Source organism: Kitasatospora sp. NPDC002551 (genome assembly GCF_040296005.1).
In the GTDB taxonomy this organism is placed as follows: domain Bacteria; phylum Actinomycetota; class Actinomycetes; order Streptomycetales; family Streptomycetaceae; genus Kitasatospora.
Genome location: NZ_JBEOWI010000078.1, coordinates 1 through 26,211, shown reverse-complemented (window position 1 = coordinate 26,211; position 26,211 = coordinate 1). Strand labels below are relative to the sequence as shown.

General features: G+C 73.6%; 25 protein-coding genes. 14 read left to right on the top strand and 11 right to left on the bottom strand.

The window, feature by feature from the left end; all coding sequences use genetic code 11:
* Window positions 1–136 precede the first annotated feature (136 nt).
* On the top strand, window positions 137–1,432 hold the full coding sequence (locus ABT093_RS37055) for a polysaccharide deacetylase family protein (RefSeq protein WP_350571822.1): 1,296 nt from the start codon (window positions 137–139) through the stop codon (window positions 1,430–1,432).
* 28 nt (window positions 1,433–1,460) lie between these two features.
* Here the strand turns inward: ABT093_RS37055 and ABT093_RS37050 are convergent, their stop codons facing one another.
* From ABT093_RS37050 to ABT093_RS37025, 6 genes are all read right to left on the bottom strand, one after another.
* Window positions 1,461–2,324: an alpha/beta fold hydrolase gene (locus ABT093_RS37050; protein ID WP_350571820.1), complete on the bottom strand. Its 864-nt coding sequence runs from the start codon at window positions 2,322–2,324 to the stop codon at window positions 1,461–1,463.
* Window positions 2,325–2,464: 140 nt separating this feature from the next.
* Window positions 2,465–3,562 (bottom strand): branched-chain amino acid ABC transporter permease, encoded by a 1,098-nt coding sequence (locus tag ABT093_RS37045; protein WP_502884399.1) that lies wholly within the window; start codon window positions 3,560–3,562, stop codon window positions 2,465–2,467.
* 161 nt (window positions 3,563–3,723) lie between these two features.
* Entirely contained in the window at window positions 3,724–4,590 is an 867-nt protein-coding gene (locus ABT093_RS37040) for a branched-chain amino acid ABC transporter permease (RefSeq protein WP_350571818.1), read from the bottom strand.
* Window positions 4,590–5,360, bottom strand: coding sequence for an ABC transporter ATP-binding protein (locus tag ABT093_RS37035; protein WP_350571816.1), 771 nt, complete (start codon window positions 5,358–5,360; stop codon window positions 4,590–4,592). The genes ABT093_RS37040 and ABT093_RS37035 overlap by 1 nt, the downstream gene beginning before the upstream one ends.
* The gene (locus tag ABT093_RS37030) at window positions 5,357–6,097 is read right to left on the bottom strand and encodes an ABC transporter ATP-binding protein (protein ID WP_350571814.1); all 741 of its coding nucleotides are present in this window, start codon (window positions 6,095–6,097) and stop codon (window positions 5,357–5,359) included. The genes ABT093_RS37035 and ABT093_RS37030 overlap by 4 nt, the downstream gene beginning before the upstream one ends.
* A gap of 86 nt (window positions 6,098–6,183) precedes the next feature.
* Entirely contained in the window at window positions 6,184–7,434 is a 1,251-nt protein-coding gene (locus ABT093_RS37025; RefSeq protein ID WP_350571812.1) for a substrate-binding domain-containing protein, read from the bottom strand.
* Between the two features lie 399 nt (window positions 7,435–7,833).
* On the opposite strand from ABT093_RS37025, the gene ABT093_RS37020 reads away from it, so the two are divergent.
* The 3 genes from ABT093_RS37020 (at window position 7,834) to glxA (ending at window position 13,603) form a co-directional block, all read left to right on the top strand.
* On the top strand, window positions 7,834–9,270 hold the full coding sequence (locus ABT093_RS37020) for a 3-oxoacid CoA-transferase (protein WP_350571810.1): 1,437 nt from the start codon (window positions 7,834–7,836) through the stop codon (window positions 9,268–9,270).
* A gap of 430 nt (window positions 9,271–9,700) precedes the next feature.
* A complete protein-coding gene (locus ABT093_RS37015) occupies window positions 9,701–11,662 on the top strand; it encodes a glycosyltransferase family 2 protein (protein ID WP_350571808.1) in 1,962 nt (653 codons plus the stop codon).
* A gap of 9 nt (window positions 11,663–11,671) precedes the next feature.
* Window positions 11,672–13,603, top strand: a complete 1,932-nt coding sequence (gene glxA / locus ABT093_RS37010) for a radical copper oxidase GlxA (protein WP_350571806.1) — start codon at window positions 11,672–11,674, stop codon at window positions 13,601–13,603.
* A 44-nt stretch (window positions 13,604–13,647) separates the two neighbouring features.
* Here glxA and ABT093_RS37005 read toward each other — a convergent pair whose 3' ends face one another.
* From ABT093_RS37005 to ABT093_RS36995, 3 genes are all read right to left on the bottom strand, one after another.
* A complete protein-coding gene (locus ABT093_RS37005; protein WP_350571804.1) occupies window positions 13,648–14,697 on the bottom strand; it encodes a glycoside hydrolase family 6 protein in 1,050 nt (349 codons plus the stop codon).
* Window positions 14,698–14,937: 240 nt separating this feature from the next.
* Window positions 14,938–15,615: a uracil-DNA glycosylase gene (locus tag ABT093_RS37000; protein WP_502884398.1), complete on the bottom strand. Its 678-nt coding sequence runs from the start codon at window positions 15,613–15,615 to the stop codon at window positions 14,938–14,940.
* A gap of 168 nt (window positions 15,616–15,783) precedes the next feature.
* Window positions 15,784–17,046, bottom strand: a complete 1,263-nt coding sequence (locus ABT093_RS36995; protein WP_350571802.1) for a low temperature requirement protein A — start codon at window positions 17,044–17,046, stop codon at window positions 15,784–15,786.
* 361 nt (window positions 17,047–17,407) lie between these two features.
* Between ABT093_RS36995 and ABT093_RS36990 the strand changes: the two genes are divergently transcribed.
* From ABT093_RS36990 to ABT093_RS36975, 4 genes are all read left to right on the top strand, one after another.
* Window positions 17,408–18,148, top strand: coding sequence for an HAD-IIA family hydrolase (locus ABT093_RS36990; RefSeq protein WP_350571834.1), 741 nt, complete (start codon window positions 17,408–17,410; stop codon window positions 18,146–18,148).
* Window positions 18,149–18,452: 304 nt separating this feature from the next.
* Window positions 18,453–19,574 carry a Gfo/Idh/MocA family protein gene (locus tag ABT093_RS36985; RefSeq protein WP_350571800.1) on the top strand — a complete coding sequence of 374 codons (1,122 nt, stop codon included), beginning with the start codon at window positions 18,453–18,455 and terminating at the stop codon, window positions 19,572–19,574.
* A 110-nt stretch (window positions 19,575–19,684) separates the two neighbouring features.
* Window positions 19,685–20,188 carry a hypothetical protein gene (locus ABT093_RS36980; protein WP_350571798.1) on the top strand — a complete coding sequence of 168 codons (504 nt, stop codon included), beginning with the start codon at window positions 19,685–19,687 and terminating at the stop codon, window positions 20,186–20,188.
* A complete protein-coding gene (locus ABT093_RS36975; RefSeq protein WP_350571796.1) occupies window positions 20,181–20,747 on the top strand; it encodes a hypothetical protein in 567 nt (188 codons plus the stop codon). The genes ABT093_RS36980 and ABT093_RS36975 overlap by 8 nt, the downstream gene beginning before the upstream one ends.
* A gap of 6 nt (window positions 20,748–20,753) precedes the next feature.
* On the opposite strand, the gene ABT093_RS36970 is transcribed toward ABT093_RS36975, so the two are convergent.
* Entirely contained in the window at window positions 20,754–21,176 is a 423-nt protein-coding gene (locus ABT093_RS36970) for a type II toxin-antitoxin system VapC family toxin (RefSeq protein ID WP_350571794.1), read from the bottom strand.
* Window positions 21,169–21,453, bottom strand: coding sequence for a type II toxin-antitoxin system Phd/YefM family antitoxin (locus ABT093_RS36965; RefSeq protein WP_350571792.1), 285 nt, complete (start codon window positions 21,451–21,453; stop codon window positions 21,169–21,171). The genes ABT093_RS36970 and ABT093_RS36965 overlap by 8 nt, the downstream gene beginning before the upstream one ends.
* 128 nt (window positions 21,454–21,581) lie before the next feature.
* Between ABT093_RS36965 and ABT093_RS36960 the strand changes: the two genes are divergently transcribed.
* From ABT093_RS36960 to ABT093_RS36935, 6 genes are all read left to right on the top strand, one after another.
* Entirely contained in the window at window positions 21,582–22,004 is a 423-nt protein-coding gene (locus tag ABT093_RS36960) for a WXG100 family type VII secretion target (protein ID WP_350571790.1), read from the top strand.
* 3 nt (window positions 22,005–22,007) lie between these two features.
* On the top strand, window positions 22,008–23,477 hold the full coding sequence (locus ABT093_RS36955; RefSeq protein WP_350571788.1) for a hypothetical protein: 1,470 nt from the start codon (window positions 22,008–22,010) through the stop codon (window positions 23,475–23,477).
* Entirely contained in the window at window positions 23,474–24,022 is a 549-nt protein-coding gene (locus ABT093_RS36950) for a hypothetical protein (RefSeq protein ID WP_350571786.1), read from the top strand. Before ABT093_RS36955 ends, ABT093_RS36950 begins: the two co-directional genes overlap by 4 nt.
* Before the next feature lie 77 nt (window positions 24,023–24,099).
* Window positions 24,100–24,396 carry a DUF6412 domain-containing protein gene (locus ABT093_RS36945; RefSeq protein ID WP_350571784.1) on the top strand — a complete coding sequence of 99 codons (297 nt, stop codon included), beginning with the start codon at window positions 24,100–24,102 and terminating at the stop codon, window positions 24,394–24,396.
* 98 nt (window positions 24,397–24,494) lie between these two features.
* Window positions 24,495–25,211, top strand: coding sequence for a YidC/Oxa1 family membrane protein insertase (locus ABT093_RS36940; RefSeq protein WP_350571782.1), 717 nt, complete (start codon window positions 24,495–24,497; stop codon window positions 25,209–25,211).
* Window positions 25,212–25,321: 110 nt separating this feature from the next.
* Window positions 25,322–26,092, top strand: a complete 771-nt coding sequence (locus ABT093_RS36935) for a CDP-alcohol phosphatidyltransferase family protein (protein WP_350571780.1) — start codon at window positions 25,322–25,324, stop codon at window positions 26,090–26,092.
* Window positions 26,093–26,211: the final 119 nt, after the last annotated feature.

Genomic DNA, 26,211 nt, shown 5'->3' with positions numbered 1-26,211 from the left:
TCCCGGCGGACCGCGGGCCCTTGGTGACCTCCGTGTTCGCATGACATGCTAACGACGGATAATCAATCAATTGTCCGATATGACCGGCGCGGCCTCGGTCGCGACCAGGACCCGGTCCGGACAGCCAGGGGAGACCATGGGCAGCATCTCGCGCAGGACCGTGCTCACAGCCACCGCCGCGACTGCGGCCCTCGGAGCGGTGGCGGCCTGTTCCGGGGGCGGCTCGGGCCCGACCGCTCCCACCGGATCGGCCCCCGGCTCCGTCCCGGCCTCCACCACCGGCACGGGCAGCGCCGGACCGACCACCACGGGCACCCCCACCGGGACCCCGGCCAAGGGCACGCCGATCGGTGACGGCTCGACCTCCGACACCGGCCCGCAGCCGAACCAGCCGAAGCCGGAGAAGCTCAAGCCGGGCGAGCGCCCGCCGCAGTTCGTCGTCTTCTCCTGGGACGGCGCCGGCGCCACCGAGGACGGCCAGTTCCCCCGGTTCCTCAAGCTCGCCGAGGAGCACAAGGCCTCGATGACCTTCTTCCTCTCCGGCATCTACGCCCTGCCCAAGGGCAAGGCCGACCTGTACCACCCGCCGAAGCACGGGGTCGGCGCCTCCGACATCCCCTACCTGTCGGACGGCGCGGTGAAGAACACCCTCAAGCTCATCAGCCAGGCCTGGCAGGCCGGCCACGAGATAGGCACCCACTTCAACGGCCACTTCTGCTCGACCCGCTCGGACGGCAACGGCGTCAACAAGTGGACCCCCGAGGACTGGCAGAGCGAGATAGACCAGGCCATCGGCTTCGTGACCCAGTGGAGGACCAACACCGGCTTCACCGACGTCGACCCGCTCCCCTTCGACTACCGGAAGGAGCTGGTCGGCGGCCGCACCCCCTGCCTGGAGGGGCAGAAAGCCCTGCTGCCGACCATCGCCAACCTGGGGTGGAAGTACGACGCCAGCTCCTCGGGCGGCCAGCAGATCTGGCCCCAGAAGGTGCAGGACGGCAAGGTCTGGGACCTCCCGCTGCAGAGCATCCCCTTCCCGGGGCACTCCTTCCAGGTCCTCTCCATGGACTACAACGTCCTGGCCAACCAGTCGGCCGGCAGCACCAAGGGCGACCCGGCCAAGTACAACGACTGGCGCACCCAGGCCCGGGACGCCTACCTGGCCGGGTTCGACCGCGCCTACAACGGCAACCGCGCGCCGTTCTTCATCGGCAACCACTTCGAGCAGTGGAACGGCGGCATCTACATGGACGCCGTCGAGGAGACGCTCAAGACCATCGCGGGCAAGCCCGACGTCCGGCTGGTCTCCTTCAAGCAGCTCGTCGAGTGGCTGGAGGTCCAGGACCAGTCCACCCTCCGCAAGCTGCGCACCCTCAACGTCGGACAGGCGCCGGCCGGCGGCTGGGAGTCCTTCCTCGGCACGGCCGGCTGACCCGTCGCGACGGCTGCTCGTCGGCTGCTCAGTGGCTGATCGTCGGCTGCTCGGCGACGGGGGCCGTGCCGAGCAGGGCCCGGACCAGCGCCTCGGCACCGGCCGTGCCCCAGAGGATCGAGTAGTGGTTGGTGTCCGGCACCCCGGACACCGCGACCGGGTGGGTGTGGTCCAGCCCGAGGGCGGCGAGCCGCTTCTCGTCGTAGAGACCCTGGGGCTCGTCGAAGAGGCCGCGCTCCGCCCAGATCAGCTCGCCCGGGCAGGGCAGCCGGTGCACGGCGGCGGCCGCCTCCTGGTCCAGCAGGACCTGCGCCCCGTCGGTCTCGACCGCCGCCAGCACGCAGGAGGAGCGCAACTCGGGTTCCCCGCCGACGAGATCGCGCTGGGTGTAGGCGTCGATCCCGTCGGACCAGTCGTCGGCGAAGGCCGGGTGCCGCTGCCAGAAGTCGCGGTACGCCTGCCGGTCGGGGAAGGTCATCGACAGCCTGGCCAGCGCCGGACCGAGCACGGCGGCCAGGGCACCGTCCTCGCTGACACCCTCGGGCAGCGGGAAGGTGACCGCGCCGTCGACCAGCACCACCCTGCTGACGAGGTCCGGGTGGCGGACGGCCGCCAGGGCCGTCACCCAGGCGCCCATGGAGTGGCCGGCCACGACGGTCGGCCCCAGGTCGAGCGCGGCGATCAGGGCCGCCACGTCGTCGGCGTGGCGAGCCAGTCCGTACGGGCCGCCGAGATCCCGGCTGCCACCGCGCCCGCGCAGGTCCGGCGCGAGCAGGGTGGCCCGCCCGGCGAGCCGGCGGGCGACCTCGAACCAGGCGAGGCCGTTCGCGGTGATGCCGTGCACGGCCACGACGGTCGGGGCGCCGGGCACGGTGGCGGGCCAGCGGAGCACGGACAGTTCCCCGCCGGGGACGGGGACGCCCAGCTGTTCCGGTGCCGCCGGCCCGCCGGGGGCCCCGGACCGCTCGGGCGGCGGAGCGGGATCGGCGGATCGGTCGGTCGTCCGGTGTATCGAGGGACTCTCGGACTGGCTCACGCTGGACTACCTCCTGTGGGGTTGGCGCCGGGCGGCACGGCGACCCGGCCGGCGGCGCGGGCCGAACGGGTGGAACGGGCGGCGCGGATCCGGGCGGGCAGCCTGGCCAGGCCACCCGGCAGGACGTAGACCACCGCGACGAAGAGGCCACCCAGCAGGAAGAGCGGCTGGGAGAGCGGGACCCGCAGGATCGCCGGCAGGTCGGCGACGGCCGTGGAGTTGGCGAGGTCGCCGAGCCGGTGGCCGGCCCAGGTGTAGATGACCCCGCCGAGCAGCGGGCCCCAACGGGTGCCGGATCCGCCGAGCACGACCATCACCAGCAGCGAGAGGGTCGCGTCCGACGTGGCGGCCTGAGGGGTCGCACCACCGGTGAGCAGCAGGTAGACCACCCCGCCCGCCCCGGCGAGGCCTCCGGCGAGTACGAAGGCGACCAACTTGTAGCCGTAGGGCCGCAGTCCGAGCACCTCGACCCGGCGTTCGTTCTCGCGGATGCCCTCCCAGACCCGGCCGGCCGGGGAGCTGACGGCCCAGTGGACGACGGCAAGGGTCAGGACCAGGTAGGCGAGGGCGATCCAGTAGAGGTTGGCGGTGTTCTCGATGCCCAGGAGGGCGGCGGGCAGTCGGTCGGCCGGCGCCGACCGGCCCTCCTCGCCGCCGGTCAGGCCACCGGGGTTGCGCTGGACGAGGATCGAACCGGCCTGCGCGAAGGCCAGGGTGACCATGGAGAAGCCGATGCCGGTGACGCGGAGGCTGACCGAGCCGAGCAGCAGGGCCAGCGCGACGGTGCAGGCGACGCCGAAGACGGCCGCCGCCGCGAACGGCAGCCGGAGCTCCAGCATGGCGAGGTCGGTGGCGTAGAGGCCGGTCGCGAAGTAGAGCGCGTGGCCGAAGGAGAGCAGTCCGGTACGGCCGAGCAGGAGGTCGTAGCCGGAGGCGAGGGCCCCGTAGAGCAGGCACAGGGCGATGAGTTGGAGACTCCCGGGGCTGCCGAGCGGGCCGTCGAGCAGTCCCGGGACGGGAAGCGCACTGTATGGGGCGACAAGGAGCAGGATCAGCAGAGCGATCGGCCACGAGCGTAGCCCTCGGCGCCGGATTGTCGAGCGATTTGTGATCGATTCACCTGTTCGAGCGATTCCAGTCCGTTCCGGACCTCCCGGACGGCCTTCGGCGGCGTCGATGTCAGTGCCGGGCGGAACGGTCCCGGCGGTGCGGTCGGCGGCGGTGCCACCGGTGCTCGCGGCGGGGGTCTTTGCACTCACGCGAGCCTCCCGGTGAGTCCACGGGGTCGTACCAGGAGCAGGACGGCCAGCAGGACGACGACCGAGAGGTCGCCGAGGCCGGCGGCGGTGTAGTAGTTGGCGAACTGCTGCACCAGGCCCACGCACACCGAGGCGACGGCGGCACCGGTGACGGAGCCCATGCCGCCCATCACGACCACGACGAAGGCGAAGACGAGCAGACCGGTGCCCTGGCCAGGATTGACCGAACCGAAGTAGAGGCCGCCGAGGGCGCCGCCGAGCGCGGCGGCGGCGCCCCCGATGGCGAAGACGAGTGTGAACGCCTTGCGGACGTCGATGCCGAGCGCGGTGACCATCGCCCGGTCCTCGACTCCGGCCCGGACGATCAGGCCGTACCGGGTCCGGGCGAGGAACACCTTCAGAGCGAGCAGGAGCAGCACGGCCGCGGCCACGAGCACGAAGCGGTTCACCGGGACGGTCGCACCGAGCACGTGCCAGGTGCCGGAGAGCAGCGCCGGCTGCGGGAAGGGGCGGGCGTCGGCACCCCAGATGCCCATCAGCAGCGCGGGCACGGCCAGCCCGACGCCGACGGTGGCGAGGATCTGGTCGCGCGGGCGGCTGTAGAGCGGGCGGATCAGGGCGAGTTCCAACAGGACGGCGGCGGCCGTTCCGACCAGCGTGCCGAAGGGCACGGCGAGCCAGAAGGAGAGACCGGCCTCGGCCCCCGCCCACCAGGTGGCGTAGGCGCCGATCGAGAGCAGGGCGCCGTGCGCGAAGTTGAGCACGTCCATCAGACCGAAGATCAGCGACAGACCGGAGGCGACCAGGAAGTACAGCGCTCCCAGGCCCAGCCCGGTACAGGAGAGGAGGACGACGGTGTCCATCAGAGGTTCACCTCCGTAGGTGCGGGGGCGGTGCCACCGGGGCGTCGGCCGCCGACGCCGAGCAGCCGGCGGGCGGCGTCCTCGTCGGCCAACAGCTCGGCGGTGTCGCCCCGGTGGGCGGTGCGGCCGTCCGCCAGGACGGCGCAGGTCCCGGCCAGCCGGCGGACCAGGGCGAGGTTCTGTTCGACCAGCAGGACCGGCACGGCCTGCGCGGCGCGGGCCAGCACCTCGGCCACCTCGCCGACGATCTTCGGCGCCAGGCCCTTGGTGGGCTCGTCCGCGATGATCAGCCGGTTCCGGTTGAGCAGGGTCCGGCCGATGGCCACCATCTGCTGCTGCCCGCCGGAGAGCGTGCCGGCCAACTGGCCCGCTCGTCGTTCGAGTTCGGGGAACAGCTCGTGGACCAGCCGGTAGTCGGGCTCTCCCCCGCCGCGTTCGGCGAGGCGGAGGTTCTCGGCGACCGTCAGACCGGCGAAGATCCCGCGGTCCTCCGGGGCGTAGCCGATGCCCTGGCGGACCACCAGGTGCGTGGGAAGGGAGGCGAGTTCGGTGCCGGCGAAGCGAATGTTCCCGGTCCTCGGCACCAGGCCCATCACGGCCTTGACGGTGGTGGTCTTGCCGGCGCCGTTGCGGCCCAGCAGGGCCGTCACACCGGTCGGCGCGACGTCGAAGTCGACGCCGTGCAGGATGTGCAGCCCGTCGATGACCACCCGCAGATCACGGACGGAGAGGAGGGAGCGGTCGGAGGCGGAGGACTCGGGCCCGGTCACAACGCCTCCCCCAGGTAGGCCTGTTGCACGGTGGAGTCGGCCATCACGGCGTCCGGTGCGTCCAGGGCGAGCAGTGTGCCGTGGTGCATCACGGCCAGGCGGTCGGCCAGGCCGAGCAGGACGTCCATGTGGTGCTCCACCATCAGCACGGTGCGTCCGAGGTCACGGTGGACGGAGCGGATGAGGGCGGTGAGGGCCGGTACCTCCTCCGCGCTGACCCCGGCCATCGGCTCGTCCAGCAGGATGAGCCGCGGGTCGGAGACCAACAGGACGGCGAGTTCGAGTTTGCGCTTCTCGCCGTGGGAGAGCGCGCTCGCCAGGGTGTCGGCGCGGTGGGCGAGTTCGGTGCGTTCCAGGATGTCGGCGACCTGCTCCGGGTAGCGGGCGGCGCGGCGCCAGAGCCGGTACGAGACCCGGGGCCCGGCGGCGGCCTGCGCCGCGAGGCGGACGTGGTCCGCCACCGTCATCCCGGGCCACAGGGAGGAGGTCTGGAAGGTCCGGCCGAGGCCACGGCGGGCTCGGGCGTGGACGGGCTCAGCGGTGATGTCGGCGCCGTCGAGTTCGAGCCGGCCGTGGCTCGCCGGGTACAGGCCGGAGATCAGGTTGAACAGGGAGGTCTTGCCCGCGCCGTTGGGTCCGATGAAGGCGATGAACTCGCCTTCCGAGACAGCGAAGGAGACGTCCTCGACGATCGGTACACCGCGGACGGACCAGCCCAGGCCGGTCGCCCGCAGCACCGGGGTGGTCCCGGCGGCCGGAGAACCGCCGTGGGGCGCCCGAACAGGAACGGGCGGAGGGGAGGAGGTAGGTCGGGGCACGGTGATCAGCCCGCCATCGGGGTGACCGGGGGCGCCGCCTCGTCGGCGGTCAGCGCCTTCTCGACCGAGGGCTTGGCGGCCGTACCGGTGCCGGTGAGCCGGACCTGGAACATCGGCTGGAGGAGGGCGTGGTCCTCGGCACGCACCGTGGTCCGGCCCTTGACCCCGTCGAAGCTCCAGCCTTCGAGGGCCTTCACCAGGGCGGCGGTGTCGTCGGCCGAGCCCTTGGTGGCCTCGACGGCGTGCACGATCATCTGGGCGGCGGTGAAGCCGTCCGGGGTGAAGATGTCGGACTTGCCGCCGCCCGCGGTCACGGCCTCGTCCATGGCCTTCTCCACCGGGGTGCCGGCGGCCCCGCCGAAGTAGTGGTCCAGAAAGGAGATCTTCTCGCCGGCCGGCCCGAACAGCGGGTAGGAGGCGGCGAGGTCCAGTCCGGTGACGACCTTGGTGTCCGCGAAGACGTCCTGCTGGTTGAGCGCCGTCCAGAGGGCCGCCGAGGTGTCGCCGGCCCAGGCCACGAACAGCAGGTCGGGCTTGGCGCTCTTGGCCTGGGTCGCGAACGGTGTCAGGTCGGTCGCGCTCGGCGGGGCGAGCACCGCGTCGACCGTCGCCCCCTGGGCGCCCAGCACGGCCTTGACGGCGGCCACGTTGGCCTGTCCGAAGGCGTTGTCCTGGGCGAGCACGGTGACCTTACGGCCCTTGGCGTCGCCGATGAACGAGGCCGCCGTCCGGATGTCCTGGTAGGACTGGCGGCCGGAGCGGAAGGTGTACTTGTTGAGTCCGGTGACCTTGTCGGCGGCGGCCGGGCCGCTGATGAAGAGCACCTTGTTCTGGGCGGCGATCGGGCCAACCTGCAGGGCGACGCCGGAGGCGGTGGAGCCGGCCAGGATCTTGTGCCCCTTGCCGATGAGATCCTTGGCGGCCGACACCGCCTTGGCCGGGTCGCCCGCGTCGTCCTGCTCCTCGAACTCGATCCGGTGGCCGTCGACCGCGCCGGTGCCCTTGGTCGCGTAGTCCAGCCCGGCCTTGAAGCCCTCCAGGTACTGCTTGCCGTACGCGGCGAGCGGACCGGTCTTGGAGTAGACCAGGCCGACCTTGACCGGGCTCTTGGCACCGGCGCCGTCCGCCGCCCCGGTGCCCGCGGTGCCGGCCTTGGCGCAGCCGGCCGCGAGGAGGACGCAGGCCGCGACGGCGGCGAGCCCGCGCGCGGGGCGGATGCCGGAGCGGGTCGTGGTGGGGACTTTCGAGCTGCGCATGGTGACCGGCTCCTGGGGGGTGCTGTGGGGGTGGTTGCCGGAACCGTAGGTGGGGCGTGCGGGCGGCGACATGTGCCCGGCCGACGCATCAGCCCGCGTGGCTGTGGCGGTCGGCTCCATACCGCCCGCCGGACGACGGCCCGGCGGCGTCCCGGTGTGGTCGCGCGCCATGTGTCCCCGGCACGGCGTGGCGGTGGCCGCCATGGTCGCGGAGGGCCGGCCGACGTGACGGTTGGTTCGGGGCCACGATCCGCCGCAGGTCCCGGCAGTTCCGGCGCGCCGGCGACCCCCGCGGCCCGCAGGCGGCGCCGGCCGCTCCCGCCGCTCCCGTGTTCCCCCTCCGCTCCGCTCCCCTCCCTCCCCTCCACTCCACTCCCGATCCCCTCATGAGGTGACACCTTGGACAAGGTCCTGGACTCCGCTGCCGACGCGGTCCGCGACATCCCCGACGGCGCGGTGCTCGCCGTCGGCGGCTTCGGCCTCTGCGGCATCCCCAGCACGCTGATCGGCGCGCTCGCGGCCAGCGACACCACCGGGCTGCGGGTGGTGTCGAACAACTGCGGGGTGGACGACTGGGGACTGGGGCTGCTCCTGCGGGCCGGGCGGATCGCCCGGATGACCTCCTCCTACGTCGGTGAGAACAAGGAGTTCGCGCGGCAGTACCTCTCCGGCGAACTGGAGGTGGAGCTGACGCCGCAGGGCACGCTCGCCGAGCGGCTGCGGGCCGGTGGCGCGGGGATCCCGGCGTTCTTCACGCCCGCCGGGATCGGCACCCAGGTCGAGGAGGGCGGCCTGCCGTGGCGCTACGCGGCGGACGGTTCGGTCGCGGTGGCCTCGCCGCCGAAGACGGTCCGGGAGTTCGGCGGCCGCCGCTACCTGCTGGAGGAGGCCATCACGGCGGACTTCGCGCTGATCCGCGCCGAGGTCGCGGACCGGCACGGCAACTGCGTGTTCCACGCCGCGGCCCGGAACTTCAATCCGCTCTGCGCGACGGCCGGGCGGATCACCGTCGTCGAGGCGGACCGGATCGTCGAGCCGGGCGAGCTGGACCCGGACGCCGTCCACCTGCCGGGGGTATACGTGGACCGGGTGGTCGCCGCCGACCCGCAGGACCGGCGGATCGAACGGCGCACCGTCCGCGCGGTGACCACGGCGAGCACCCACGAGACCGACGGCACCGACGGCACCGCCCTCGACGCCCGGAGCGCGCTCGCCGCGCGGGCCGCGCGCGAACTGCGCGACGGCCAGTACGTCAACCTGGGCATCGGCCTGCCCACGCTGATCCCCGACCACCTCCCGCCCGGCGTGCACGTGGTGCTGCAGTCCGAGAACGGTGTCCTGGGCGTCGGCCCGTACCCGGCGGAGGGCGACGAGCACCCCGACCTGATCAACGCCGGGAAGGAGACCGTGACGCTCGCCCCCGGGGCCTCGACCTTCGACTCCGCCTTCTCCTTCGGCATGGTCCGGGCGGGCCGCATCGACGTCTCGGTGCTCGGTGCGATGCAGGTCTCCGCCACGGGGGACCTCGCCAACTGGATGATCCCGGGCAGGACGGTCAAGGGCATGGGCGGCGCCATGGACCTGGCGCACGGCGCCCGGCGGCTGATCGTCGTGATGGAGCACACCGCGCGGGACGGCTCGCCGAAGATCGTCGAGCGGCTCTCACTTCCCGCCACGGGCCGAGGGGTCGTGGACCGGATCGTCACCGATCTCGCGGTGATCGACGTGACGCCGGAGGGGCTGCGGCTGGTGGAGACGGCTCCCGGAGTCACCGCCGACGAGGTGCGGGCCGCGACCGGGGCCGCCCTGCTGCCGCCGGTCCGGCCCATCCGCTGAACCGCTGAGACCGATCCCCGGGCGCCCGTACACGATTCGTCCCCCATAGCACCGACGCACCCGCGATTGGCCGGGAATCGCCAGATCCCCGTCCCCGCACGCTGATCGTCTTTCGGACCGGTTGCAATCAGGCGGGCCCTCCGCGACAGTTGGGGAAGCCCGGGGATCCCCGGTGTCCCCGGAAGGGAGTCCGGGGACGCGTCACGCTTGACGGTCCGGAACGGCTGGGGCCACCGGAACGGCCGGAACCACCGGGACCGCCCGGCCCACCGGAGGCGGAGCGGTTGAACCGACGGTGGCCGGGCATCGGGGCTGGGCTCCGGGGACCGGTCCGCCGCCGCGCGACCGTGCGGCGCACCGGGTCGCACACCCCCGGTCGGAGCACGCACGAAGAGGCGGGTCCGCGCGGCCGGCCACGGGGGGAGCGCACATGGCCGGGCCGTTCTCGCGTCGGGCGAAGGGCGCGGAACCACCCACTCCGGTCCCCGCCCCCGACCCCGCCGACGCCGCGGCCCCCGCCCCGGAACCGGTCGCCGTTCCCGAAGCCCCCTACGACTACGCCTACTTCAGCCGTCTCGCCGGCCGAGCGGTCGAGGCCGGCGCGGTGGAGGAGCCCTACCGGGTGCAGTACCGCAGCCTGCTGAGCCGCGAACCGCACCGCATCCGGGCGGCGCTGCTCCTGCTGGCCGCGCCCCTGGTCGAGGGCGCGCTGCTGGTCTGGCTGCTGCAACCGGGCCACTGGCCGGTCAGGCCGGGCGAGACCGACACCTGGCTGCTGGTCGGCGACAAGGTGATGCTCGGGATCATCGCGGTGGTCGAGGCGTTCCGGCTGGTCACCGTCGTCTCCAACGCCCACGCGACGCTCGCCGCCCGCGACCCGGTACCGGTGGCGCCCGAACCCGGCACCCGGGTCGCGTTCCTCACCACCTGCGTCCCGGGCAAGGAGCCGCCCGAGATGGTGCGCGCCACGCTCACCGCCGCCCTCGCCGTCCGGCACGAAGGCCCGTACGAGGTCTGGCTGTTGGACGAGGGGAACGACCCCGACATGCGCGAGCTCTGCATCGCCCTGGGCGCGCGCCACTTCAGCCGCGACGAGATCGAGCAGTGGAACACCCGCAAGGGCCGGTTCCGTGCCAGGACCAAGCACGGCAACTACAACAGCTGGCTCCAGGCGTACGGCGCCGACTACGACTTCTGGATCTCGGTGGACACCGACCACGTGCCGCTGCCGGAGTTCTGCGAGCGCATGCTCGGCTACTTCCGCGACCCCGACGTGGCGTTCGTGGTCGGCCCGCAGGTGTACGGGAACTACCGCAGTTCGGGTTCGCTGGTCACCAGGTTCTCGGAGAGCCAGCAGTACCTCTTCCACGCCCTGGTCCAGCGGGCCGGGAACCGCTACGGCGCGCCGATGTTCGTCGGCACCAACAACGCCGTCCGGATCGAGGCGCTGCGCTCGATCGGCGGACTGTACGACTCGGTCACCGAGGACATGGCCACCGGCCTGGAGTTCCACCGCAGCCGCAACCCGGCCACCGGCGCGCGCTGGAAGTCGGTCTACACCCCGGACGTGCTGGCGGTCGGCGAGGGGCCGTCCTCCTGGACGGACTTCTTCTCCCAGCAACTGCGCTGGAGCCGGGGCACGTACGAGACCCTGCTGACCCAGTTCGCGAAAGCGGCACGGGGGTTGTCGCCGGGGCGGCTGCTGAACTACACGCTGATGGTCTCCTTCTACCCGATGGCGGCGCTGACCTGGCTGCTCGGCGGGGTGTCCAGCGTGCTCTACCTGGGGTTCGGCGCCGCCGGCGTCCACGTGTCGTCCGAGATCTGGATGGCGCTCTACAGCGACGCGGCCGCGCTGCAGATGCTGCTCTACACCTGGAACCGCAAGCACAACGTGAGCCCGCACGAGCCGGCGGGTTCGTCGGGCGTGGCGGGCATGGTGATGTCGGCGCTGTGCGGTCCGATCTACGCAGCATCGTTTCTTCAGGCCCTGCTGCGGATCCGCAGCAGGTTCGTGGTGACACCGAAGGGTGCCTCGACCAGCCCGGACCGGCCGGCCACCTTCCGTCTCCACCTGTTCTGGGCCCTGGTGTTCGGCGGCGCCGTCGCGGCCTCCTTCCGGACCGGCCACGACCACGTCGCCATGCGGACGTGGGCCTGCCTGGCCCTCCTCCTCAGCCTGCTGCCGATGCTGCTGCTCGCCGCGGACGCCGTGCGCCGACGCCGGGCCAGGCCCGTCTCCACGCTCTCGCTCGCCCCGACCGGGGCGGCCACCGCCACCCCGGTACCCGAGCCGAACCCCGCACCCACCTCCGCACCCGCGTCCGCACCCGCGTCCGACCCGGACCCCGCCGCCGCCGCACCGACCTCCGCACCCGCCACGAGGGGATGACGAACCACCGTGAAGATCCGCCACACCGGCCGCACCCGGCGCTTCGCCCTCGGCAGCACCGTCGCCCTGACCGTGGCCGGGATGAACGCGCCCGCCGTCCTCGGCTTCGCCAACGACCAGTACCACCACTACGTGATCAACCGCCCCGCCTACAAGGCCGAGTACGGCCACTGGCAGACCCTGGTGCTCCCCGCCGAGTTCCGGATCAACGCCATCCACGCCGCCCTGCTGCGCACCGGCAAGGTGCTGATCATCGCCGGTTCCGGCAACAACCAGAAGAACTTCGACGCCGGCACCTTCAAGAGCCTGCTCTGGGACCCGGCCGCCAACACCTACAAGGCCGTCCCCACCCCCGCCGACATGTTCTGCGGCGGCCACACCGCACTGCCCGACGGCCGGATGCTGGTGGCCGGCGGCACCCGCCGCTACGAGGCGCTGGACGGCGCGGTGAAGAAGGCGGCCGGCACCATGCGGGTCCGCAACGAGGACCCGGACGCCGCCCACAGCCTCCCCAGGGGCACCGTCTTCCGCGCGCCGGACGGCCGCGAGTACGTCTCCACCGACGACCTGGTCGTCCCCGCCGCGACCAAGACCGGCGCGGGCGCCGCGACCGTCGTCAAGGCCGGCGAGGCCAGGGTGTTCGCGGAGGCGGTGGCGGCCGGCCCGGAGTCGGTGCTGGACTCCCCCGCCCAGTACACGGTCAAGGGCCTGACCGGCGCCGACGCCAGGAACGTCTACGGCATGGCCGAGCGGATGACCCTGGAGAAGCAGGACTACCAGGGCATCCGCGCCGCCTTCGAGTTCAACCCGGACACCGAGATGTACGAGCAGGTCACCGACATGGCCTACGCCCGCTGGTACCCGACGCTGACCGGCCTGGGCGACGGCCGGGTGGTCACCGTCTCCGGGCTGGACGACACCGGCCAGATCCTCAGCGGCAACGACAACGAGATCTACGACCCGGCGAGCAGGACCTGGTCCAAGGCGCCCGACCGCTACTTCCCGACCTACCCGTCGATCTTCCTCACCGCGTCCGGCAAGCTCTTCTACTCCGGTTCCAACGCCGGCTACGGGCCCGCCGACAAGGGCCGCGAGCCCGGGCTCTGGGACCTCACCGACAACAGCTTCCACCCCGTCCCCGGTCTGCGCGACCCGCAGCTCACCGAGACGTCCTCCTCCGTCCTGCTGCCGCCCGCGCAGGCGCAGAAGGTGATGGTGCTCGGCGGCGGGGGCGTCGGCGAGTCCCCGCTCTCCACCGCCCGCACGGACATCGCCGACCTCACCGCCGCGCAGCCCGCGTTCACCCCTGGCCCGGACCTTCCGGCCGGCGGCACCCGGTACCTCAACAGCGTGATCCTGCCCGACGACACCGTCTTCACCACCGGCGGCTCGCGCGACTACCGGGGCAAGCACCGCAGCGACCTGCTCAAGGCGCAGACCTACCACCCGGACAGCAACACCTTCACCACCGCCGCCGAGCCGACCGTCGGCCGGAACTACCACGCCGAGGCCCTGCTGCTGCCCGACGGTCGGGTCGCGGTGCTCGGCTCCGACCCGCTCTTCAACGACAGGGCGAACACCGAGCCGGGCACCTTCGAGCAGCGGATCGAGATCTACAGCCCGCCCTACCTGTTCCGCGGCGAACGGCCGCGCGTGACCGACGCCCCGGCCGCCGCCAGGCTCGGCGGCACCGCCCGGGTGACCACCCCCGCACCGGACGGCATCGCCACCGCCAAGCTGGTCCGGCCGAGTTCGGTCACCCATGCCACCGACGTCGAACAGCGCTCGGTGGCCCTGGACATCACCGCGCGCACGGCGGACGGCGTCACGCTCACCCTGCCCGCCAACCCGAACCTGCTGCCGCCCGGCTGGTACATGCTCTTCGTCACGGACGCCGCCGGCACCCCGTCGCAGGCCCGCTGGATCCAGGTCACCCCCTGAGCCGCGGGGCGCCCCCGCAGGACCCGGCCGTCCGGGCCGGCCGGCTACCCGGCGGTACCGGCGCCGGCCGCCGCCAGCCCCAGCGCGTACGGCAGCCAGAACTGGCCCGCCGCGGGCTCGCCACGGCCGCACTCGCCGTCCGACTCGCCCGGGTTCTTGATCCAGAGGTACGCGTCGACGCCGGGCCGCCCGGTCTCGGTCGTGGGCGGCGCGCCGAGCGCACGGCCGGGCGGGTTGCACCACGCCTCGGCGTCCAGCGGCCCGTTGCCGTTGCGGCTGGTGTCGACGACGAAGTGCTTGCCGTCCAGCAGGGCGGACAGCTGCGCGCCGAACACCGCGTTGCGTTCGGTGGTGAAGAAGTTGGAGACGTTCACCGCGAAGCCGTCGGCGGCCGCGATCCCCGATCTGCGCAGCGCCTCGGCCAGTGCCCGCTCGTCCTGCGTCCACCCGGGGTTGCCCGCGTCCAGGTAGACCCGCACCTGCGGGCGCTTCTTCAACTCCTGGACGGCGAAGGCCAGCAGGGCGTACCGCTCGGCGGCGGCATCACCCTTGACCCCGCAGCTGTCCAGGGTGTGCGCGATCGCGTCCGGCTCCAGCACCACCCAGGCCCGGCGGTCCCCGATCGCCTCCGCCAGACCGGTGATCCAGGCCCGGTACGCGGCGGCGTCGGACGCGCCGCCGGCCGAGTAGAGGCCGCAGTCCCGGTGCGGGATGTTGTACACGACGAAGACCGGCGTGCGGTCGACCTCGGCGGCACGTCGGCTCACCTGGTCGGCGATGTCCCGGGCCGCCTGGTCACCGAGCCACTGCGAGGACGGCTGGGCGGCGATCCGCAGCAGGGTGTCGGCCTCGGCCGTGCGGCCCTGTCCGCGCAGGGCGGCCGCCTGGCGGGCGACGGAGGTCTGGTCGGAGACGTAGAAGGTCTGGCCGGGAAGCTGCGGCAGCGTGCCGCCGGTCGCCCGGGGCGCCCCGGGCGACGCGGCCGCCGCGGTCGGCGCCGCCGGCGCCCCTGTCGGACTCCCGCCGCCGGCGCCCTTGGCGCCGTCGGCCTTCCCCTCGGGGCCGCCCTGCGAGCACCCCGTCACACCCGCCACCAGTCCCAGCAGAGCCGCCCCCACGGCCAGCCGGAACCCCGCCCCTCGCCCCACTCGGCGCACCTGCCGCCCCTCCCCCGCCCAGGTCCGGTCCGGCCGGACCCCGGCCGGCCCCCAGCTTCGCACACGGGGGCGCCGCCCGCCGTCCACTACGGGATGAACGGCGGGCGCCGCCAGACCGGGAGACGCGCCGTCAGATCGGGAGGCGCCCCGTCGGACCGGGCGAGGGGGCAGGGCGGCTCAGGCCTGCTTGAGGTCCGGGATCCGCCAGTCGATCGGGTCGACGCCGAAGCCCTCCAGCGCGGTGTTGATCTGCGAGAACGGCCGGCTGCCGAAGAACAGCTTGGCGGACAGCGGCGACGGGTGCGCGCCCTGGACCACCACGTGCTTGTCGGTGTCGATCAGCGGCAGCTTCTTCTTCGCGTAGTTGCCCCAGAGCACGAAGACCACCGGCTCCTCGCGCGCGCTGACCGCCTTGATCACCGCGTCGGTGAACTTCTCCCAGCCCTTCGCCTTGTGCGAGTTGGCCTCGTGCGCGCGCACCGTGAGCACCGCGTTGAGCAGCAGCACGCCCTGCTCGGCCCAGTGCATCAGGTAGCCGTTGTCCGGCGCCGGGATGCCGAGGTCGGCGTCCAGCTCCTTGAAGATGTTGCGCAGCGACGGCGGCGTCTTGGTGCCGGGCAGCACCGAGAAGCTCATGCCGTGGGCCTGGCCGTCGTCGTGGTACGGGTCCTGGCCGAGGACGAGCACCCGGACCTTGTCGTACGCGGTGGCCTCCAGCGCGGAGAACTCCTGCCCGCTCGGCGGGAAGACCTGGTGCTCCGCGCGCTGCGCCGCCACGAAGGCCGCCAGCTCGGCGAAGTACGGCTTCTCCGTCTCGGCGCCCAGCACCTCCCGCCAGGAATCCGGCAGTTCCAGGCCGCTACCCGCCTGCGCCTCGCCCACGTTCGCCTCGACCGTCCCCGCCTCGACCGTGTCCGTCACGACGACCTCTACCTCCCACCGGGCGACCGCTCACCGCGGCACCGCCCCGACCCGCGGGCGTATCGCGCCCCTCGCGCCGTACGCCCTCTTTCACCCCGAACGCTACACAGCCCCACCGACAACCGGCTCCCCGGCCGCCTCGCCCGCCGCCTCGCCGACGGGCTTCCCGCCCGCGCCACCGACCGGGCCATCAGCCGCGTCACCGACCGCGTCACCGACCGCGCCGCCGGCGGGCCGCACGGTCTCGCGGGCCACCGCCCGCGCCACCCGCAGGTGCTCGACCACGTTCAGCGCCACCAGCAGCACGGCGAGCGCCACCAGCGCGGCGAGCGCCGGCCAGCGCACCGTCACCGGCGCGAGCGCCAGCACCACCGCCGCCGCCGCGAGCCGGGTCGTCGCCACCGAGCGGAACATCATCCAGCGCGTGTAGCCGAAGGTCAGCAGGTACAGCCCGCAGCCGCCGTAGAGCAGCGCCACCGAGCCCGCGCCGAGCGCCCGGCGCGGGTCGGCCACCGTCTCGCCGAAGCCGACCGCCACCGCGATCACCGCGGCGGCGAGCGCCAGGTGTCCGTACTGGAAGACCCGGCGCACGACGTCCCGGCGCGAGTCGGCGACGGCGACGGCGTGGCGCATGGCGTCGGCCGCGTAGACGAAGTACTGCCACCACAGCCCGGCCGAGATGGTGAACGCGGCCGTGACCGCGACGAGTTCGGCCGCGTCCAGGCGGGCCGCCGCCGCGGTGGCGCCGATGCCGACGATGGACTCGCCGAGCGCGACCAGCAGGAACAGGGCGAACCGTTCCGGCATGTGCGCCGGGTGGTAGGCGACATCGGCCAGCCGGCGGCGGAACACCACCGGCGCGGACAGGTCGCAGAGCGCCGCGAGCGCCCACAGTGCGACCCGCGGCCCTTCGGGCAGCAGCCCGCCCACCGCCAGCAGCGGCCCGCTGACCATCACGCCCACGCCGTACGGCCCGCGCCAGACGCCCGGGATGCGCACCAGCAGGAGCAGCAGCACGATCCTGGCCGCCCAGTACGCGGCCCCGAGCAGCACCCCCCGCCCCTCGTACGCCCCGGGCACGGCGAGCGCCATGACCAGGCCGGTCAGCCCGACCGCGAGGATGCCGAGCCGGTCGCGCGCGGTGTCCACGTCCCGGATGTTGGCCTGCACGGTGGTCCCCACCCAGCACCAGTACACCGGCACGAACACCACCAGCGCCCGGACGACGCCCGCCCAGTCGTGATGGTGGTGCAGCAGCCCCGACACCTGGGTGATCGCGAACACGAACACCAGGTCGAAGTACAACTCCGCCCAGGTGACCCGCTTCTCCCCAGGCTCCCCCGCCAACTCCCCCGTGCCGCCCATTCGTCCTCCCCGACGCACCCGGCGAACGGCCCCGCCCCGGCCCTCGGCCAGGGCACGGCCCGCAACAGCAGCCCCGAGGCTAGAGCACCCCGGCCACCGCCGCGATCCACCGGCCCGGCACGGCGGCCCGGCACGGCGGCGTGGCCGGGACCGGGACGGGGCCGGTCCGCGGTGTGGGCGGGCTCTGGGAGCCGGAGAGGGGGACGACTACGCTGGTCCACGTTGGGGCAGCCGAGCGGCGCCCGGCCGGCCACCGGTGTCCGGCCGGAGCGATGCGCGAGATCCAGAACCATCGCAAGACGTAGGAGACACCCACGTGGCAGAGCGCGAGCGCAAGCCGATCGATTCCTGGCTGACCGACATGGACGGCGTCCTCATCCACGAGGGCGTGCCGATCCCCGGCGCCGACACCTTCCTCAAGCGGCTCCGCGAGTCCGGCAAGCCGTTCCTGGTCCTCACGAACAACTCGATCTACACCCAGCGCGACCTGCACGCCCGGCTCGCCCGGATGGGGCTCGACGTCCCCGTCGAGCACATCTGGACCTCGGCGCTGGCGACCGCCAAGTTCCTGGAGGACCAGCGGCCCGGCGGCACCGCCTACGTCATCGGCGAGGCCGGCCTGACCACGGCGCTCCACGACGTCGGCTACGTCCTCACCGACACCGACCCCGACTTCGTGATCCTCGGCGAGACCCGGACCTACTCGTTCGAGGCGATGACCAAGGCCGTCCGGCTCATCGACGCGGGTGCCCGGTTCATCGCCACCAACCCCGACGAGACCGGCCCGTCCGCCGAGGGCGCGCTCCCGGCCACCGGGGCGGTGGCCGCCCTCATCACCAAGGCCACCGGCGTGGAGCCGTACTTCGTCGGCAAGCCCAACCCGCTGATGATGCGGGCCGGGCTGAACGCCATCGGCGCCCACTCCGAGAACAGCGCGATGATCGGCGACCGGATGGACACCGACATCGTCTCGGGCATGGAGGCCGGCATGTCGACCTTCCTCGTCCTCACCGGCCTGACCCAGGCCGAGGACGTGGAGCGCTTCCCCTACCGGCCGACCCGGGTCGTCGAGTCGATCGCCGATCTGGTCGACCTGATCTGAGCGCGCCCCGGGGGTCCTCCGTGCGGGGAGGGACCCCGGGCCCGTGTGCCCGTCCGGCCGCCCGGACGTCCGTGTGCCCGTCCGCCCGTGCCGGTCAGCATGCCCGCCTCAAGGGCTCCTTAAGGTGCCCCTAACCGCAGCGTTCCCCCCTCGGCGGGACGGCCCCGGTCCGGCTACCGTGAACGCCACGCCGCCGCGCCCCCCACCGCGGCGGCGGCACACCCCCTCACCCCCTCACCCGCAGCAGCCCCGAAGCGGCGCCGAAACCGGGAGCAACCGGGCGCGCCGTGGTTGAGTAGGGCCCATGACGACCTCCGCGCACCGAGCCCCGGCCACCGCCTCCGGCACCCACCCGCCCTTCCGCGTCGGTCTGATCGGCTTCGGCCTGGCCGGCTCCGCCTTCCACGCCCCGCTCATCGCCACCACCCCGGGACTGCGGCTGGACGCGGTGGTCACCGCCAACCCGGAGCGCCGCGACCAGCTTCGGCGCGAGCACCCCGGGGCGCGCGCCGTCGACACCCCCGAGCAGCTGCTCGCCGACCCGCAGGCGCTCGACCTGGTCGTCATCGCCTCCCCCAACCGCACCCACGCCCCGCTCGCCCGCGCCGCCCTGAAGGCCGGGCTCGCCACCGTGGTCGACAAGCCGCTGGCCGGGACCGCCGCCGAGGCGGGCGAACTCTGCGCGCTCGCCGAGTCCACCGGCACCCTGCTCACCGTCTTCCAGAACCGCCGCTGGGACGGCGACTTCCTCACCGCCTCCCGGCTGGTCCGCGAGGGCGCGCTCGGCCGGGTGCACCGCTTCGAGTCCCGCTTCGAGCGCTTCCGCCCCAAGCCCAAGCCCGGCTGGCGCGAGCTCGCCGACCCCGCCGAGGTCGGCGGCACCCTCTACGACCTGGGCAGCCACCTCGTCGACCAGGCGCTCACGCTCTTCGGCCCGGTCGACACGGTGTACGCCGAGATCGACGTCCGGCGCGACGGCGCGGTGGTCGACGACGACGCCTTCGTCGCCCTCACCCACGCCAACGGCACCCGCTCGCACCTGTGGACCAGCGCCCTCGCCCCGCTCGTCGGCCCGCACCTGCGGGTCCTCGGCGACACCGCCGGGTACGTCAAGTCCGGCATGGACCCGCAGGAGGCGGCCCTGCGCTCCGGCCTGCGCCCCGACCCCGCCGCAGCGGCCCCCTGGGGCGCCGAGGACCCGGCCCGCGACGGCGTCCTCGGCACCGACGAGTCCATCGTCACCGTGCCCACCGACCCCGGCGACTACCCCGCCTTCTACGCGGGCGTCGCCGCCGCCCTGGCCACCCCCGGCACGCCGCCCCCGGTCGATCCGCGCGACGCCGTCGCCACCCTCACCGTCCTGGAGGCCGCCCGCGCCTCCGCCGCCACCGGCACCACCGTGCGCCTCGAAGGCCTCCCCGGCTGACGTCCCGCCGAGGATCCCCGCGACGGTGGGCCCGGCCCACGGCTGAACTTCGCTGAACTGCCCCCGCCGGCCCTGCTGCCCCACTCTCCCGTTCGCCTACGCTGCACCGCATGCAGACCTGGGGGGAGCGGTACCAGCAGGGCCTGACGGACAGTGCGGAGCAGCGGCAGCGGGCCCGGGCCCGCGCGATCGCGCGGCAACGCCGCAGCTGGGCCCGGGGCGAGACCATCAACTGGGCACCCGTCACGGTGACCACCCCGGACGGCCGGCCGGTCGGCCTGCGGGTCGCCTGGGCCGACGCCGGCCTGCCCTCCGGCAAGCACTCCGACAAGCACTCCGGCAGACACGAGCTCATCGCCTTCCTCCTCGGCCTGCTCGTCCTCCTGTCCGAGCTCAGCGGCGTCCTGCTCGTCCTGGGCCTCGCCCTCCGCTGGCTGTTCATCGAGCTGACCGGCCGCCCGCACTACGCCGTCCTCGCCACCGCCGACAACACCCCCGTCGCCGTCCATCGCACCCGCCGCCGCAGGCAGGCCCTGCTCGCCGCCGCCGCTCTCGCCGACCGCGTCGAACGCGAGGGCACCACCGCCCTCACGCCGGGAGCGACCGATGACTGACGAGGCAGCCGAGGTGGACGAGCGCCGGGCCGCCCGGGAGGAGCAGCGGCGCCGGGAGCGGGAGTGGACCGCCGAGTTCGAGCGGAAGGCGGCGGCCGCCGACGCGGCGCGGGCGGAACGCGAGCGGGCCGGGAGGGCGGCGGCGCTGCGGGCGTGCTGGGCACGGGGCGAGCGGGGCGAGAGCCATGCGTTCGCGGAGATCGCCGGCCCGGACGGCGGGGAGCCGGTGCGGATCGCCGTGGTCTGGCTCGGCAGGTTCCGGGCCGTGCCGAGGGCCTTCCGCGGGTCGCTCACGCACGGTGCGATCGGCGACGGCCTGGGATTCCTGATCCTCCTCGCCGTCGCCCTCCTGGTGGGGCTCCACCACGTCGTCCGCCGCCTGTTCCTCCGCTGGTCCGGCGGTCCGCGCTGGGCCGTCGTCGGCACCGCGGGGCCCGGCGGGAAGCACGTGGTCGTGCGGCGCGAGCGCGACGTCGGGCCCGCCGCGCTCGCCGCCGCCGAACTCGCCGACCGCGTCGAGCGGGAGGGCGCGGCGGCCCTCCCGGCCGCGGGCGGCTGACCGGGGTCAGACGCCGATGATCTCCACCGCCGAGCCCAGGCCCTTGAAGTCCGCGACGTTGCGCGTGTACAGCGGCAGGCCGTGCGCGGAGGCGATGGCGGCGATCATCAGATCGATCCGGCGCGGGCGCGGCTGGCGGCCGGCGGCGATGGTCAGGGTCACCAGGGTGCCGTAGCGGGCGGCGGCGGCCGCGTCGAAGGGCAGCGGCTCGAAGTCCGCCATCGCCGCGCCCAGCACCTCCATCCGGGCCGCCCGGCTGACCGGGTCGCGGGCCATCGAGACGCCCTGCTGCAGCTCGGCGAAGGTGATCGCGGTCAGCTCCGGCACGGCCGGCAGGTCGGCCGGACCGATCAGCGCCAGGTCGATGTAGACGCAGGTGTCCAGCACCCCGGCGGGCCGCCGCCGGGACGCCCGCCGCCGCTCAGCCACGCGGGCGCTCGAACGGGTCGCCGTCCTCGTCCCCGACCAGCTCGTCGGGCCCGAAGTACTCGTCGGCCTCCTTGCGCATCTGCTGGTAGTCCACCCGCGGCAGCTTCACGTGCCGCGCCACCAGCTCCTCCGCCGTGAGCCGCCGCCGCCCCACGACCGGCCGCAGCTCGGCGACCTCGACCCCGTTCCTGGTGATGTGGAAGGTCTCCCCCGCCTCCACGGCGTCCATCACCGCGGCGGAGTTGTTCCGGAACTCCCGCTGGGTAATCGTCTTCATCCTTCCAAGGTAGCCCCGTGTAGCACCTGCGGCTACACCTCGCGCGGCATTCACCGAAATCAACCGCCTACGGACCGTTGCCGCGTTACCGTACGACGGTCGACCGATCACGCTGGGGGGCTCCGACCATGGCCGATGTCACCACCGAGGCGCAGCAGAATCCATGGCTCTACGGCCAGGACGGGCCACCCTCCGGGATTCCGCACCCGGGCGGCCCCTCCGGCGCCTGGGCGAGCGGCCCCCCGGCCGGCGCCCCGGTCCGGGTGGAACCCGCCGCACTGCGCCAGGCGGCCGGGGCGTCCCGCCGCCTCCAGGGCGAGCTGCGGTCCACGGTCAGCCACGCCGAGCCGGACACCGCCGCGGCCGCCCAGGCCTTGTCCGCCGACTGCTTCTCCTCCGGCGCCGCGCTCACGCAGGTCCTCACCTGGTGGAAGGCCCGGTGGACCAGCCTCGACAACCGCCTCGGCATGACGGCGGACCGCCTGGAGGCCACCGCCGCCGCCTACCGGTCGACCGACACCTCCTCCGCCTCCGCGTTCAAGGCGCCGTGAGCCGTGGTGACCTTCGCGCAGCTGCGACACGCCTCCTTCGAATCGCTGGACAAGGCCGGCGACACCTGGAACGGCGTCGCCGGACACACCGAACAGATCGCCGGCCAGGTACGCTCCGGCGTCCTGCAACCGCTCACCGGGGCCGCGCCGGGCTCCCTCGCCCCCGGCGTCGGCCGCGCCTGGACCGGCGTCGCGGCCGACGAGGCCACCCGCGAGATCGGTCTGCTCGCCGACGAGCTGACCGCCTTCCACTACGAGGCGCTCGCCGTCACCGCCGCCCTGCGCCGCGCCCGGTCCGCGTTCGCGCAGGCCCAGCAGAACCTGCTGCGCGCCATCGGCGACGCCGAGGCCCTCGGCGCCACCGTGGCCGCCGACGGCACCGTGACGCTGCCGCCCCTGCCGCCGGAGGACCGCAACGACCCGGACGCGATCGCGTACCAGCGGCGGAAGTGGGACGAGCTCCAGCAGTACGTCGAGGCCATGGGCAAGGCGGTGTCCGCCGCCACCGAGGCCGACACGGCCGCAGCTGCCGCCCTGCGCGCCCTCGACCCCGCCGAGGTCGACCCGGCCACCCGGCCGGGGGCGGTGGACAACGCCAAGGCCGATGTCGTCGGGGCGGTCGGCATGCCGAAGGACCGCAAGGACATCCCGTCCTGGTGGGCCACGGTGGACCCCGCCGTCCGGGCCCAGTTGCTGGAGCTGGCCCCGGGCCGTCTCGTCGAGGCCGGGGTTCTGGACCCGACCTACGTGTGGTCGCCGCCGAACGACGGCGCGGGCCCGTTCAATGTCCGCGAGCCCGGCACCGGTGAGTACTCCTTCCGTGCCTTCGCCTCCCTGCTCGTCACCGGTGGCCACTTCAAGGGAGACACGGACGCGGCCCGTCATCTACAGCACTTCCTCGACGCGACCGGTGAGCCGCTGACCGTGGATGTGGATCGCATGCTGCGCGACGACCCGCAGTTCCGCAGCCACGTGGATGCCCTGCTGGCCGAGAACGACGCGACGTGGCGGGAGACCGCGCTGGCCGCCTATCGGGAGGCGGGCGGCGCACCGGTCGCCGTCCCGGTGGAAACCCCGCAGATCGACAGCAACAACTACACGTTCCCGATGGGCCGTCAGTCGAACTGGTTCACCGCCGTGGGCAGCCAGACGTGCGTGGTATCGGGCGTGGTCACGGTGAAACCAGGGCCCGATGGCAAGCCCGCAGTAGCGATGCAGTACCAGGTCAACGTGTGGGACCGGTACAACTGGGACAAGGGCAAGAGCACGGACATCGCCGGTATCAACGTCTCGGACACGGACATGCAGGGCCTCCACCAGACGGGCCTTGCACAGGAGTACGACCTGAGCGGCCGCAGCACCCCGTCAACCCGACACGTGGATGACGGCCAGCCACTCGTACCTGCCGGAACGGGCGAGCGGTACGCCGACCGTGAGGGCGGGCCCACCGACGCCGAAAGGAAGACCCGTTGACCTCCCCGGCACGCACCCCGTCGGCGGTCGGCCGCTCCCGCCGACGTCTGCTGATCGGCGCACTCACGGCCCTGGTCCTGCTGATGGCCGCCGCAGTGGGCGGGCTCTACTGGCTGGACTACCAGGACCGCCATCCGAAGCCCGACAGCGGCCGGCCGGGGGCATGGATGACCACAAGCTCGGACGAGGTGTCCCGCTTCGCCCATGTGGGGATCCCGACCGCGGCGATCGACATCCGATGGGGCTATCAGAACGGATTCCAGGACGACCTCGTTGCCCTAGCGTTCCGGCTGCCACAGGCCGGACTGGAGGACTTCAAGGCCACCCTCCCTGTTTCCGAGTGGTCCGCGAAGAAGTATGTCCAGGGCGCGTACCTGGACGGCTTTCAGCACATCGGTGCACCCGATCCGACAAACTCGTTCCCGCTCACCCACGGGGGCTTCCAGTCACTGAGTACCGCCAAGCGGATCAGCACGAGTGTCTACCTCGCCCCCTGGCCGGACGGTACGACCCAGGTCTGGGTCAGCGCCGTCCATAGCCCCTGAACCGGGAACCGCGGCACGGGCCCGTTCGTCTTCCTGCTCTGAAGACCCGGATCCGGAACGCAGAGGAGGGCAGGGACGTGGCGGTGGTCGCGATGCTGCTCGGGGTGCTCCGGGTGCTGAGCGGGGAGTGGCTCGCCGAGGGTGGCGGGTCGCTGACCTCGGTGGCGGCCGCGGCGGCCGTGGTGCTGGTGGCCGGGGCGGTCGCGGGGGCGCTGGTCGTCGCGCGGCTGCTGGGGGCGCGGGCGCCGGCGAACGTGCGGGCCGGGGCGCTGCGCAGGCGCGCGTTCCGGACGGCGTTCCTGCCGCAGCGTGACCCCGACGCCCGGGGCCGTCGACGCCCGAGGGCCCCGGGAGCGGCCCCGGCGGCCGCGTAGTCCCGGTAGCAAGAGCAGTCCCTTCCCGGAACGCCGCCCGGCGCGGCCGTCCTCCGCCGATCACTCGTATCCCGAGACCCCGGAGGGCTCGCTCCACCATGTCCGTCTTCGCTGTCCTCGACCCGGCCGTCGGCCTGGCCCACGACGTCGTCGCCGCGCTCGCGCACGTCGTCCCGACCGCGCTCGCGATCGTCCTGTTCACCGTCTGCGTCCGCCTGGCGCTGCACCCGCTGGCGCGGGCGGCGGCCCGCGGCGAGAAGTCGCGCGCCCGGCTGGCGCCGCGGATCGCCGAGCTGAACCGCAAGCACAAGGGCCGCCCGGAGAAGCTCCAGGCGGCGCTCGCCGAGCTGTACCGGGAGGAGAAGGCCTCGCCGTTCGCGGGGTGCCTGCCGATGCTGGTGCAGATCCCGTTCTTCTCGGTGATGTACCGCCTCTTCACCACCCCCAACGACCTGCTCGGCCACACCCTGTTCGGCGCCCCGCTCGGCCTGCACGTGGGCAGCGCGCAGGGGGCGGGGCAGGGGGCGGTGTTCGCCGTGCTGTACGCGGGCCTGGCGGCGGTGGCGTACGTCGGCTTCCGGCGGGCCCGCCGCGCGCAGGCGGCGCAGGCGGCACAGGCCGCCGCGGGCGGCACCGCGCCGCAGCCGGGGTTCGCGGTGCTGCCGTACCTGTCCTTCGGCACGGTCCTGTTCGCCGCCCTGGTCCCCCTCGCGGCCGGCGTCTACCTGCTGACCACCACCGCCTGGTCCGCCGCCGAACGCGCCTGGCTGTACCGGGACGGCGCTCCGGAGCCCGCGGGGGTGGCGCTGGTCTGAGCCCGGGTCGGCCGGACGGGCTGGCCTCCTCTAGCCTGTGTGATCGTTTGGCCCGGTCGGCCGGACGATCACACAGCTGGGATCAGACAGGTGAAGGGAAGGGTCGGACCATGACGGTCGCTGCTCCGGCGTTGGCCGAGTTGCGGGAGGTCTGCCAGCCGCAGGCGAAGCTGGCGAGCCGCAACGGGGAGCACTGGGCGGGGCGGCTCTACATGCGGGACGTGTCGCTGCGGGTCACCCGCCAGCTGGTGCGGACCTCGGTGTCGCCGAACACGCTCACCTGGGTGATGGTGGTCTGCGGGGTGGGCGCCGGGGCGGCGCTGGTGATCCCCGGGCTGCCGGGCGCGGTGCTGGCGGCGGTGCTGATGCAGGGCTTCCTGCTGTTCGACTGCGTGGACGGCGAGGTGGCCCGCTGGAAGCGGCAGTTCAGCATCGCCGGCGTCTACGTCGACCGCCTCGGCGCCTACCTGGCGGACGCCGCGCTGATGATCGGCGCGGGGATCCGGGCGGCCCGGGGCGGCTCGGAGCTGTGGGTGTCGGTGGGCCTGGCGGCCGCGCTGGGCGTGGTGCTGCTGAAGGCGTCGACCGACCTGGTGGACGTGGCGCGGGCGCGCAGCGGGCTGGCGCCGGCGGACGAGGAGTCGACGCAGCCGCGCTCGCAGGGCATCGCGACGGCGCGCCGGCTGGCGTCGGTGTTCAAGATCCACCGGGTGACCAACGGGATCGAGGCCTCGCTGGTGCTGCTGGCGGCGGCGGTCGTGGACGCGGTGGTCGGCCACACCGACCCGACGCAGGCGACGGTCGCCGGGATCACCGTGATCACCTGGGGGATGGTGGTGGCGCACCTGGCATCGATCCTCTCCTCCTCGCGACTGCGCTGAGCGGGCACCGGGCCCGGCGCAGGACGCCGGGCCCGAGGCGCGACGGCGCGCCCCCCCCGGCGGCGCCCCGCGGGCCGGCGGGGCGGGGGCGGCCCCCCGGGGGGTCCCCCACCGGGGGC